Raw genomic sequence first — 11,791 nt, forward strand, 5'->3', positions numbered from 1 at the left:
AAGGCCGGAAGGATCGCTCCCTCCGGCCTTTTCCGTGATCTTTGCGGATTCTTAGACCAGGCTGTCCTGCTGCGGCGGGGGCTGCGGTTCGTCGCCGTGGCGTTCGAAGGCGTAGTTGCCCTTGAAGAACTCGTCCACATACCAGCCGATCTGCCCGTCGTCGGAGAGCAGCATGTCCAGCAGGCGCACGGCCCCCAAAAGCCTGCCCACCATGTCGAGCTTCTGCTTCAGGTCGGTTTGCGAGTACTTCTTGATTTCCCCGCGCACCATGTCGCCCTTGATCTCGGTTTTGAAGGCCAGGCGCTTCAGAATCTGCGCGATGAGCTTGGCGCGCCGGGAGCGCCGGGCGATGTCGGCCGCGCCGCCCTTGAAGGAGAACACGATGTAGTTGTCGTTGATGGAGGGGCCGCAGTAGCTGTCCACAACGGCGAAGTGGTAGCCCAGGCGCGTGTTGAAGTTCAGATAGTGGTCGCTGACAACCGCGTAGCTGGGGCCGCCCAGGCTGCCGTCGGCGTTGGGGTCGCTCATTATGGACTCGGCCATGATGGTGGCGAAGCCTGTCAGGCTGACGCCCACGCCCCCCAGCCAGCGCACGCCGGGATCTGTCATGCCGTGCAGCAGGCCCTGGAAGGGCGCGCTCTTGATGTGCTCCAGCTCCACGACCTTCTTGGGCGCCGTGGGGGTGAGCCCGCCGCCAAGGTCCACCACAAGGATGTTCAGGGGCAGGCCCGCGCGCAGGCGCACAGCGCCTTCCGTGTCTTCCATCTCGTCGCCGAGGTTGAACATCTCGCGCATGCCCATCTCGTGGGCGAAGCGGATGACGTCGTGCAGGGAGCGGCAGCCCTCGGGCGAGAAGTTGTCGGCCTTGGGGTCGGTGAGGGTGAGGGGCGCCATGCGCTTGAGGGCTTCCTGCGCGGCCTTGTACACCGGGCTGCCCTTCATGAGGTTCACGCAGGGCTTGTCGCGGATGAGCTCCGGCACGATGCCCCGGTAGACGATGCGGCTGGTGGCGTCGAGGGTGATGTCCTCGCCTTGCTCGATGGCCAGTGTGGCGTTGTCCAGTCCGACGAGGGTGGGCACGCCGAACTCCCGCGCAACGGAGGCCATGTGCCCGGTGACGCTGCCCACCTCGGTGATGATGCCCCGGATGCGGTCCATGACCGGCACGTAGGTGGGCGAGGTCTGCCGGGCCACGAGGATGGCCCCCTGCGGCACGGCGGGCAGGTTGTGGTCGGTGGTGAGAATGTATGCCGGGCCTGCGGCGCTGCCGGGCGCGGCCATGTCGCCGCCGCGCAGCGCGACCTCGCGGCCATGCAGAGGCTCGGCTTCTGGCGTAAGGCTGCATTCGTCCGCCGCCCCATGGCCGATGCCAAGGGGTCGGGCCTGGAGGATGAACAGCCGTCCGCTCTGGTCCTGGGCCCATTCGATGTCCAGGGGCTGGCCGTAATGCTCCTCCAGCCGAACGCCATAGGCCGCCAGCTGGCGGATCTTGGCTTCGTCCAGGCAGGGGGTCTCGCGCTCGGCCTCGGGAACGGCCTCCTCGCGGATGCCGTCCTCGGTGCGCAGGCGCAGGCGGTGGATTTTCTTGGCCACGTCGTGCCGCACCAGGGCGGAGTCCTTGCGGCGCACGGCGTAGAAATCCGTGCTGGCACTTCCGTCCACCACGCTGACGCCCAGGCCCCAGGCCGCGCTGATGAGGATGTCGTCGTCGCCTTCGCGGCGGGGGCCGCCCGGGCCGTTGGGGTCGCACGTGTACATGACCCCGCTTGCGCGCGCGTCGATCATGGTGACGCACAAGACGGCCATGACCACGTCGTCGTCGGAATAGCCCATGCTGCGGCGGTAATACACCGCCCGCGGACTGAAGGTGCTGGCCACCACCTCTTTCCAGGCCCGGTCCACGTTCTGGGCGCTCACGTTGAGCACGGTGGAGTGCTGCCCGGCAAAGGTGGCTTCGGAGTCCTCGCAGGTGGCGCTGGAGCGCACGGAGACGCGCACCTCCGGGCCGAAAAGCTCGGCCAACTCCTCCATGAGCCGCGCCATGCCGCGGGAAAGCTCCTCGGGCAGGGGGGCGGCCATGATCATGGCCTGGATCTCTTCGCAGATCTCCATGAGCTTTTCCGTGTCCTTCACGTCGATGCGCTTCATGCGCCGCTCGATGCGCTCGGAAAGGCCCGTGGTCTTGAGGAAGTGCTGGCAGGCGTAGGCGGAGACGGCGAAGCCGCGCGGCGTGGGCAGTCCGGCGCGGTTGCCCACCTCGCCCAGATTGGCGGCCTTGCCGCCCACCTCGTCGGCCAGCTCGGCGGAAAGCGCGCGCATGGGCAGCAGAAGCTCGCCCTTCTTGATGCGCTTTCTATGCACCAGGTCCTTGAGCACCGTGACGCCCAGGCGCTCGGTGGCGTCGAAGAGGCCGGGATACTTGCCGCCGGAAAGGGCGTTCAGGTCCTCGGCCAGGTCGTACACCAGGCTGATGAGGTCCTCGCTGAGGGCCAGCACGTGGTCCAGAGTGAAGGGCTTGTTTTCGAAGAGCAGGTGCTCAAGCTCCGTCAGGATCTCAAGGGAGCGGTTGTTCTTGATGAGCAGGCTCTTGAAATATTCGTATTTGCGTTTGACAGCGTCGTCGTCCCTGGACTGTCCCTGCTGTTTGCCGCTGCCGAGGAGCATGTTCAGAAACTTGAGCATTTGCGTCTCCAGTGCTTGAGAATGAAAGCGCCGGGGTGTGACGCTCGAACACTACAGAAAGCCCGGCGCGGACGCAAGGCCGGGCTGGCCGCAATGGCCGGGAATTTCTGGAAGGCCTTAATGACCGGGCGCTGGCTAGCCGGCCTTCTTTGTGAAGCGGGGCTCTTCCGTGTCCCAGGACTGTGTGACGGGCCTGTCTTTCTTGTAGCGGAAATCGCACAGGGCGTCGCCCTGGCCGATGGTGTGCGCGCGTGAAAGGCCGGTGCCCTGGGCCTGGGAGAGCACGAAGTCGTTGAGGCAGAAATATGGGGCCACTGCGCCTACGCCGTTGGCCTGGAAGAATTTTACGGCGCCGCACTCGGAGTAGTCGTAGCCCAGGTCGAAGTCCGCGCCGTCGCCGAACACGGCCACGCCAACCCAGTCGCCGTGGTATCGGCGCGCTTGGGTCTTTTGCGTCCAGGCCGCAAGCTCGGCCCGCCCCTGCGGGGCGAACATGGCCTGGCCCTGGGCCTTGAGCCGCTCACGGGGCGTTCTGCTCAGCTCTTCCTGGCAGAGGTCGTACAACAGCCGCCCGGCGTCTTTCTCCGGCTGGCCGTAAGCCTGCATGGCCTGGGTGACGGCAGTGAGCCAGACGGCCTGCAAGAGGCTTTCCTGGTTTCTGTTGCCGGGCCCGATGTCCGGGATGGCCGGGATGAGCGCCGCAAAACGCGCCCGGCTCTCCGCCGCGATGTCCGCCGCCTTGGCTGCGCCTGTGCGCGGGGCCAGCCAGGCCTCGACGCCTTGGCTCACGCCGCCGAACTGGGCCTGGAGCGCCTTTGCGCGCCCAGCGTCTGGGGTTGTGCCCGCCGCCAGCAGACGGGCCGGGAAAAAGCAGGCGCAGGCCCCGAAGCCGAGCCCGAGGGTTAGGCCGAAGCGAAGCATGGTCCGCCGGGAAAACAGGGTAGGTTCGTGCATGCTGCCTCGCTTGGCGCTGCTCTCGGCTGGGTTGATTATAGGCAAGTATGGCGGCTTTTTGCGCTGGGGGCAAGGGGCGCGGAAGCTCTCGACCCGCCTTCGTTACCGGGCATGCCGAATGTGGCCTGCAGCCGGGAGGCTGCCCTGCGCCGCATTGCGGGTTAAAGGCAAACAGGCTAAGATGTTTGGCGACAACAATAAGGAGACCGCATGTACAAGGGCAAGCGCATTCTGGCCACCATCAGCGCGCGCGGCGGCAGCAAAGGCGTGCCGGGCAAGAACATTCGCGACCTGGGCGGCCTGCCCCTCATCGCCTGGACCATCCGCGAGGCGCGGCGTTCGGCCATGATCGACCGGCTCGTGGTCTCGTCCGACGACGAGGGCATTCTTGCCGTGGCCCGCTCCCACGGGGCCGAGACGCCCTTTGTGCGCCCGGCTGAGCTTGCGCGGGACGACACTCCGGGCGTGGATCCGGTGCTGCATGCCGTGGAGGCCTTGAAGCCTGAGGCCTACGACTACGTGGTGCTCTTGCAGCCCACTTCGCCTCTGCGCACGGTGGAGGATATCGACGGCTGCATCGCCGCCTGCCTGGACGGCGGGCATCCATGCGTGCTCACGGTGACTCAGCCGGAGAAGAGCCCGTACTTCATGTTCACAATGGCCGAGGATGGCCGCATGTCGCCGGTCATCGCCCAGGAGAGCTACCATACCCGCAGGCAGGACCTGCCCCGCGTGTTTGCGCCAAACGGCGCGGTCTACGTGGCTGATTGCCAGTGGCTGGCCCGGACCAGGAGCTACCTGACCCCGGAGACGCGCGGCTTCGAGATGCCCAGAGACCGCTCCCAGGACGTCGACGACCTGCTTGATTTCGACATCTGCGAGCTTCTGCTGCGAAGGGCGGGCCGCATTTCATGAACGGAGAGGAAATGAACAGAATACGCGCCGCAGTCATCGGGCTGGGCGGAATGGGCAAGCGGCACGTGGCCGCCCTGGACGCCCTGGCGGCCCAAGGTGTTGGCGTGCGCACAGTGGCCCTGTGCGACATGCATGTGGAGGGCGCGCGCGAGTTCGCCGCAGCCAGGCCCGACTCGCCCCGCGTGGTGGCGGACTGGCGCGAACTCATCGCCGCAGGCGGCATCGACCTCTTGTGCGTGGCCACCAACGGCCCCAGCCACCGCGACATCGTGCTGGCGGCGGCCCAGGCCAAGATTCCCTTTGTGCTGTGCGAAAAACCCATGAGCACCAGCGGGGAGTCGGCCCGTGAAATGGCGGCAACCTGCGAGGCTGCGGGAACGCGTTTGGCCGTGAACCTCTGCCGCCGCTTCCTTACGCGGTGCCTGTTGTTCCGGCAGGCTCTGCTGGACGGGCTGGTGGGACGGCCCCGGCGCTTCTGGGCCATTGTGGGCGGCGGCGGCGTGGGTTGCGTTGGCCTGCATTATTTCGACTACGCGGGCTGGCTTTTCGACGCCCGGCCCGTGTGGGTCAGCGCGGAGCTGACCAAGGACCCCGCGCCCAACGTGCGCGGCGCGCAGTTCTTCGACCCCGGCGGTCAGGTGAGCGTGGGCTTCGAGTGTGCCGACGGCTGGCGCTTCACCGGCGATTTCGAGCTGTCCGAGGACGTGCCCCGCGCCTCCCGCTGCATCGTCATCGGCACCGAGGGCGTGGCCGAGACCGACGACTTCACGCCCGCCCCCGTTGGCGCGGCGCGCGCCACGGCCCGGCCCCAGGATCAGCGCCACATGGCCAAGACGCGGCTGGTGCAGCCCGAGCCCGTGGCCCTTGACCATGGCCCGGCCCTGGACATCGTTCAGGCCACGGCGGACTGCCTGCGCGATCTGCTGGGGCCGAACGCCCAGCCCACGCTGCTCGCGGGCATAGAATCCGTGGACGTGGTGCTGGCCGCGCACCTTTCGTCCCAGAACGGCGGCGCCCGCGTGGCCTTGCCCCTTTCCGGCGCGGGCCTCAAGCTCGACGTGCCCATCACCTAGCGACAAGTCGAGGAAAGCACATGACCGCCGCAGTTTCCGCCCCGCCTAAGGCTGAACCCCTCCGCATCGGGTTGATCGGCGCCGGGTTTGTCGCCCGGCAGCACTTGATGGCCCTGGCCCGCGTTCCGGAGCTTGTGCCCGTCGGCATCGCCTCGCGCACGCGGGAAAAGGCCCAGTCCCTGGCGGATGAGTTCGGCCTGCCCCTGGTGGCGGACTCGCCAGCAGAGTTGGTGGAGACCGCCCGGCCCGACGCCCTCATGGTTCTGGTGTCGCCCCAGGCAATGGCCCCGCTGACCCTGGAATGCCTGGGCTTTGGCCTGCCGCTGTTTCTTGAGAAGCCCGTCGGCCTCAGCGTGGCCGAGGCCGAGGATGTTGCCAAGGCTGCCCGCGCCGCTTCCGCCCGCGCCATGGTGGGCTTCAACCGCAGACATTATTCCGTGTTCGGCAAGGGTGTTGCGAAGATTCGTGAACGTGGGCGTCTTCTCGCCGTGCACATTGAGGGCAGCGAGCGCATGGCCGTGGCGCGCGGCACCGGGCGCTTCAGCGATGCTGTGCTGCGGGCCTGGCTTTTCGCAAACGCAACGCACACCATCGACCTTCTGCGGCACTTCGGCGGCGAGCCTGAGGTGGCGCATGCCTTGTGCGCCAGCCTGCACGAGCCCCTTGGCGACCAGTTCGCGGCCTGTCTGCGCTTTCCCGGCGGGGTGCTGGGCTCGTACACGGCCAACTGGCATTCGCCGGGCGGCTGGGGCGTGATCCTGAAGGGCGAGGGTGTCAGCGTGGAATTTCGGCCTCTGGAAACAGGCCGCGTAACCTATGCCGATGGGACAAGCGAGGTCATTGAGCCCGATGCCGACGAGGCAGGGCTCAAGGCCGGTTTTGTGGGCCAGTTGCGGGCCTTTGCCGACCTTGTGCGCACGGGGGTGCTGGCGCCGCCGTCCCTGGATCTTGAGGGCGCGCTTTTGACCATGCGTCTGGCTGGGAAATTGGCTGCCGCGCCTGCCTCTCTGGATTGATCGCGGTTGTGCCGCTTGGTGAAATACCAAGTCTGCGTTGACTGTACAGCTGACAGTCTGTATTCTGCAAAGATGGATTCATTTGCCCTATTGCCTCCCCCCCGCACGTCGCCCCAGTTTTCCGCCCTGACAAGAGCAGGGGAGGACCATGAAAGCAGTTGATCCCGTGCGTTATCGGCCGCGCATTCTGGTGGCCGACGATGAAACCATCATCGCGATGCAGATTGGTGAGTTGCTAGAGGCTGAGGGCTACGAGCTTGCCGGAGTGGCGGCCACCGCCTCACAGGCCGTGGAGATGGCGCGTGACCTGCGCCCGGACCTGGTGCTCATGGACATCGTCATGCCTTGCGGCGGGGCGGACGACGATGGGGGCGGCATGGGCGACCCTGGCGACGGCATCGACGCCTGCGCCATGATTCAGCGGGATTTGCGCATCCCGGTTGTGCTGCTCTCGGCCCACGGCGAGGAGCACTTCCTGCGGCGCGCCCGGCGCGCCCTGCCCAGCGCGTATTTGGTCAAACCCTGCCAGAACACCCAGATCCGCGCGGCCATAGAAGTCGCCTTGGCCCTGCGCGCGGGAAACGACCCCTCGGCCCCGTTTCGCCTGCGCGAGGCGCACCATCGCATCAAAAACAGCTTTTCGCTTCTGCACAGCATGCTGCGCATTCAGGAAATCCAGGCTGCGGATCCCCAGGCCAAGCACTCCCTGGCTGATGCCGGCGCGCGCGTGCTGGCTCTGGCCAAGGCCCACGAGTCCATGGTCAACGGCGGGCCGGAATCCATGAGCGACGCCAGAAGCCATGTCGAGCGCCTCGCCACCGCCCTGTTCGGCGCCCAGTCGCCGCCGCCGCCGCAGGCAGGCCTGTCGCTGGAGCTGGATGTGGAAGCCATGGGGTTGCTTCCGGCCCAGGTCATCCCTTGCGGCATCTTCCTGGCCGAGGCCCTCACCAACGCCATCAAGCACGCCTTTCCTGAGGGGACGGCGAATGATGGACAGGGCGGCGTCATCCGGGTGGAGCTTCACGCAAGCGGCGCGCAGGCCGAGCTGAGCATCGCCGACAACGGCAGAGGTCTTGCGGGCGACCCCGTGGAACTGGGGCGCAATTCCTTTGGCCTGCAATGCCTTCAGGCCGCTGCGGAACAGCTTGAGGGGCGCATGTCCATCGCATCGGAGCCGGGCCGGGGCGCGCGGGTGACCGTGCTTTTCCCCTTGTGCCTGGCCTACCAGAGCCGGTCGGCGTAGACTGAGGGCAGCCCCTTTTCGATGATGGCCGCAGCGGTTTTGGCGATATCGTAGGCCACGAAGCGCACTTCCAGCTTGTCAGGATTTTGCCCGGTTCCGGGCACCCACAGCAGATACTTGGCCTTGTTGTTGCCGTCGCGCGGCTGGCCCACGGCCCCGGCATTGATGATGTACCGGGCTTGCGGGTCCAGCGCCACCGCGCCCTTGCCCAGACACTTGCGCTCGATCTTTGCGCGCTGGTCCCCGTCCGCCTGTCCGCCCACGCAGCTGATGCGCTCCAGTTCGTGGGTGTGTCCGGCGAAGCACAGCCGGTTCTGGTACAGGCGGAAGGTTTCGCGCAGGCCGTCGTCGTCCAGCTCGTACAGGTACTTGCTCACCAACCCCGGCGGGCAGCCGTGGACGAAGAGCGCGCCAAAGGCTTCGCGGGTGCGGGGCAGGGTGCGGAAGTACATAAGGGAGTCATCGGACAGAAGGGCCCGAGTGCGGTCCAGGGCCTTGCGCGCCTGGGGGTTGAACCAGCTCCGCGACTGGGCCTCCAGCAGCCCGTGCTCGTGGTTGCCCAAAACCGATTCCACGCCGCGCTCGCGCAGGAGCTTCACGCAGGTGTCGGGCTCCGGGCCGTAGCCCACCATGTCGCCCAGGTTGATGATGCGCTCCGCGTTCTGGCCGTCCAGGTCCGCCAGCACGGAGGTGAGCGCCTCCAGGTTGCCGTGGACGTCGGACAGGATGGCGATGGGCGTGGGGGTGCTTTCAGTCATGTCCAAGGCTACATCAGCAGACGGGCGGGCGCAACCCGGCCTTGCGCCGGGTGCTGATTTACGGCACAAGTGCTGGTGAGGCTTTCGTTTCCGCCTGCCGCAGGAGCGGCTGGCAAACCCCTTGCCGGGAACCGCCCTGCATGGCCAAGCTGAAAACGCTTCTGCTGCACCCTGACCCCCTCGTCCGCCGCGATCTGCGCCGGGCGCTTTCCGGTGCGAACTTCCTCACGGTGCTGGGCGAGGCTGTCACGGCCTTCGAGGCTCTGGAGCTCATCGAGGCCATTCCCTACGGCGCGCTCTTCGTGGGCCTGGACCTGCCCGGCGGGGTCTCCGGCCTGGAGCTGGCGCAGATGCTTGCCGGCCGCAAGAACAAGCCCGCCCTGGTGTTTCTTGCCGCAGGGGAAGCCCAGGCCTTTGCCGCCTTCGAACTGGGCGCCACGGACTACCTGCTGTGGCCCGCGCCGGAGGACCGCCTTCAAAAGACCCTGTCCAAGCTTTCGGAGTTCAAGGCCCGCTTCCGCGAGGTGCCCATGCCCGAAAAGTGGGCCGAGGCCGCGCCCCAGGGGTCGTCCGACGGCTACACCAGCGGCTATGGCGACTGGCCTGACGGGGATGAGAAGACTGTTTCCGTGCCCCTTGAGGACGACGAGCAGGACCATTTCCTTTCCGCACTCAAGCAGGCCTGGGACACCAACCAGGCGCGCACCCCGGAGATCGAGAAGCTGGCCGTGAGCCAGGACGGACGCATGTACCTGGTGCCCTACGGGCAGATCGTGTTCGTGGAGGCCTACGAGGACTACTCTTACGTCCATACGGCCCAGCAGAAATACCTCACCAGCTACCGCGTGAAATACCTGGAGGAGCGCCTGGCCCCGCACCGCTTCTTCCGCGTGCATCGCAAGTATCTGGTGAACTTGGATATGGTGACGGAAATCGCGTCTTTGCCCGGCAGCAACTTCATGCTGCGCACCGCTGGCAGAACGCGAATAGAGCTGCCCATCAGCCGCAGGCGCATAGCCAGCCTCAAGCAGGTGCTGGGCTTCTAGCGTTGCGGCCTGGGAGGGAAGCGGCCATTCACCGCGCTCCCGCCGCCGTCCGTCGAATGAAACAGCGCGCAGCGGCGCGGGCTGGTGTAGATATCAGCCATGCGGGTCACGCCACGCGGACCACATGGGCTCTGGGGCGCGCCGGGATATCATCCTGCCGCCGCCCGAGGAGGACAGAATATGGACAACAGCGGAACCCTGGACAGCCTGGCGCAGGAGCTGCGCGTCTTCCGGCCCCTGCCGCAGCTGGTCATTGAGGCCAACGTGAACCCCCAGGAGCTGGAGGCGTTCCGGCGTCAGGCCGCGCACGACCCCCTCGGCTACTGGGAAGAGGCCGCCGACGAGCTGGACTGGTACAAGAAGTGGGACCAGGTGCTCGACGAGAGCAAGGCGCCCTTTTACCGCTGGTTCCCTGGCGCGCGCTGCAACATCGTTTACAATTGCCTCGACCGCCACATTGAGACCGCCAACAAGAACAAGCTGGCCCTCATTTGGGAAGGCGAGCCCGGCGACAGCCGCAAGTATACCTACTACGAGCTCTACCGCGAGGTGAACCGCTTCGCCGGAGCCTTGCGCACTCTTGGCATCGGCAAGGGCGACCGCGTGGTCATCTACATGCCGCCCCTGCCGGAGGCCGTCATCGCCATGCTTGCAACCGCGCGCATAGGGGCTGTGCATTCTTTGGTGTTCGCGGGTTTCTCGGCCAGGGCTCTGCGCTCGCGCATCAAGGACGTGAAAGCCAAGCTCGTGGTCACGGCGGACGGCTTCTACCGCAATGGCCAGATCATCAAGCTCAAGCCCGTGGTGGACGAGGCCCTGGCCAACGCCGGCGCTGACTGCGTGGATTCCGTCGTTGTGGTGCACCGCGCCAAGGTCGAGACCGACATGAACGAGGGCCGCGACTTCTGGTACGACGACGTGGTGCGCCGCGAGCGCCCCGAATCCCCCGCCGAGGTCATGGACGCGGGCGACCCGCTGTTTCTGCTGCACACCAGCGGCACCACCGGCGCGCCCAAGGTGGTGTCCCACTGCCACGGCGGCTACATGGTGGGCGTGCACCGCACCCTCACCCACGTGTTCGACATCAAGCCAACGGACATCTTCTGGTGCACCGCCGACCTGGGCTGGGTCACGGGGCACAGCGCTGTGGTGTACGGGCCGCTACTGGCCGGAACCACCACCCTCATCTACGAAGGCCACCCCAACTATCCCCAGGCCGACCGCATGTGGCACATCGTGAGCAAGTACGGGGTGACGATCTTCTATACCGCGCCCACGCTCATCCGCATGCTCATGCGCTTCGGGCCGCAGTATCCGCGCATGCACGACCTCTCCACCCTGCGCCTGCTGGGCACCGTTGGCGAGCCCATCGGCCCGGAGACCTGGCTGTGGTTCTACCGGCACATCGGGCGCGGCGAATGCCCGCTGCTCGACACCTGGTGGCAGACCGAGACCGGAATGTTCATGATCAGCCCGCTGCCCATCTCGCTCCTCAAGCCCGGCTCGGTGACCAAGCCCCTGCCCGGCGTGGAGGTGGATGTGGTGGACCGCGAAGGCAAGCCCGTGCCCCCTGGCAAGGGCGGCCTGCTGGTCATCAACAAGCCCTGGCCGGCCATGATGACCGGGATCTTCGGCCCCGAGGGCGAAGAACGCTACCTGGAGTCCTTTGCCCGGTTCCCCGGCAAGTACCTGGCGGGCGATGTGGCCAAGCGCGACGAGGACGGCTTCCTCTGGATCCAGGGCCGCGCCGACGACGTGTTGAATATCGCGGGGCATCGCCTGGGCACCGCCGAACTGGAGAACGCCTTCCGCGCGCACCCGTCCGTGGCTGAGGCCGCCGTCATCGGCGTGCCCGACAAGATCAAGGGCGAGGCCGCCAAGGCCTTCATCATCCTGAATCAGGACCACAGCCCCTCGGACGAGCTGATCCTTGAGCTGCAGCACCACATGCGCAAGGAGCTTGGGCCGGTGGCCGTCATCAAGGGCGTCGAGTTTCGGGAGACCCTGCCGCGCACCAGAAGCGGCAAGATCCTGCGCCGCGTGCTCAAGGCCGAGGAAACCGGCGAGGCGCCCGGCGATTTGAGCATGTTGGACGATACGGAGT

General features: G+C 66.7%; 9 protein-coding genes. 6 read left to right on the forward strand and 3 right to left on the reverse strand.

Features of this window, described 5'->3' with window-relative positions; all coding sequences use genetic code 11:
* Positions 1–51: 51 nt before the first annotated feature.
* Entirely contained in the window at positions 52–2,682 is a 2,631-nt protein-coding gene (locus Q8O35_RS14750; RefSeq protein ID WP_305574705.1) for a PEP/pyruvate-binding domain-containing protein, read from the reverse strand.
* A 135-nt stretch (positions 2,683–2,817) separates the two neighbouring features.
* Positions 2,818–3,636, reverse strand: coding sequence for an L-2-amino-thiazoline-4-carboxylic acid hydrolase (locus Q8O35_RS14755; RefSeq protein WP_305574707.1), 819 nt, complete (start codon positions 3,634–3,636; stop codon positions 2,818–2,820).
* A 210-nt stretch (positions 3,637–3,846) separates the two neighbouring features.
* Between Q8O35_RS14755 and Q8O35_RS14760 the strand changes: the two genes are divergently transcribed.
* The 4 genes from Q8O35_RS14760 (at position 3,847) to Q8O35_RS14775 (ending at position 7,883) form a co-directional block, all read left to right on the forward strand.
* Entirely contained in the window at positions 3,847–4,551 is a 705-nt protein-coding gene (locus Q8O35_RS14760) for a cytidylyltransferase domain-containing protein (RefSeq protein ID WP_305574709.1), read from the forward strand.
* Positions 4,552–4,562: 11 nt separating this feature from the next.
* Positions 4,563–5,624, forward strand: a complete 1,062-nt coding sequence (locus Q8O35_RS14765; protein WP_305574711.1) for a Gfo/Idh/MocA family protein — start codon at positions 4,563–4,565, stop codon at positions 5,622–5,624.
* 20 nt (positions 5,625–5,644) lie between these two features.
* A complete protein-coding gene (locus tag Q8O35_RS14770; protein WP_305574713.1) occupies positions 5,645–6,640 on the forward strand; it encodes a Gfo/Idh/MocA family protein in 996 nt (331 codons plus the stop codon).
* 148 nt (positions 6,641–6,788) lie between these two features.
* The gene (locus tag Q8O35_RS14775; protein WP_305574715.1) at positions 6,789–7,883 is read left to right on the forward strand and encodes a response regulator; all 1,095 of its coding nucleotides are present in this window, start codon (positions 6,789–6,791) and stop codon (positions 7,881–7,883) included.
* Here Q8O35_RS14775 and Q8O35_RS14780 read toward each other — a convergent pair.
* On the reverse strand, positions 7,862–8,641 hold the full coding sequence (locus tag Q8O35_RS14780; protein WP_305574717.1) for a metallophosphoesterase: 780 nt from the start codon (positions 8,639–8,641) through the stop codon (positions 7,862–7,864). The genes Q8O35_RS14775 and Q8O35_RS14780 overlap by 22 nt on opposite strands.
* A 140-nt stretch (positions 8,642–8,781) precedes the next feature.
* Between Q8O35_RS14780 and Q8O35_RS14785 the strand changes: the two genes are divergently transcribed.
* The gene (locus Q8O35_RS14785; protein ID WP_305574719.1) at positions 8,782–9,687 is read left to right on the forward strand and encodes a LytTR family DNA-binding domain-containing protein; all 906 of its coding nucleotides are present in this window, start codon (positions 8,782–8,784) and stop codon (positions 9,685–9,687) included.
* Positions 9,688–9,867: 180 nt separating this feature from the next.
* The coding region (gene acs, locus Q8O35_RS14790) for an acetate--CoA ligase (RefSeq protein WP_305574721.1) at positions 9,868–11,791 on the forward strand (1,924 nt) is incomplete at its 3' end.

This window comes from Humidesulfovibrio sp. (assembly GCF_030689645.1).
Classification (GTDB): Bacteria; Desulfobacterota; Desulfovibrionia; order Desulfovibrionales; family Desulfovibrionaceae; genus Humidesulfovibrio.

What these genes read in the sequence shown, in the direction of transcription:
- Q8O35_RS14755 (WP_305574707.1), bottom strand. Translation starts at nt 3,636, where the DNA reads ATGCACGAACCTACCCTGTTTTCCCGGCGGACCATGCTTCGCTTCGGC.
- Q8O35_RS14765 (WP_305574711.1), top strand. Translation starts at nt 4,563, where the DNA reads ATGAACAGAATACGCGCCGCAGTCATCGGGCTGGGCGGAATGGGCAAG.
- Q8O35_RS14750 (WP_305574705.1), bottom strand. Translation starts at nt 2,682, where the DNA reads ATGCTCAAGTTTCTGAACATGCTCCTCGGCAGCGGCAAACAGCAGGGA.
- Q8O35_RS14780 (WP_305574717.1), bottom strand. Translation starts at nt 8,641, where the DNA reads ATGACTGAAAGCACCCCCACGCCCATCGCCATCCTGTCCGACGTCCAC.
- Q8O35_RS14760 (WP_305574709.1), top strand. Translation starts at nt 3,847, where the DNA reads ATGTACAAGGGCAAGCGCATTCTGGCCACCATCAGCGCGCGCGGCGGC.
- Q8O35_RS14775 (WP_305574715.1), top strand. Translation starts at nt 6,789, where the DNA reads ATGAAAGCAGTTGATCCCGTGCGTTATCGGCCGCGCATTCTGGTGGCC.
- Q8O35_RS14785 (WP_305574719.1), top strand. Translation starts at nt 8,782, where the DNA reads ATGGCCAAGCTGAAAACGCTTCTGCTGCACCCTGACCCCCTCGTCCGC.
- Q8O35_RS14770 (WP_305574713.1), top strand. Translation starts at nt 5,645, where the DNA reads ATGACCGCCGCAGTTTCCGCCCCGCCTAAGGCTGAACCCCTCCGCATC.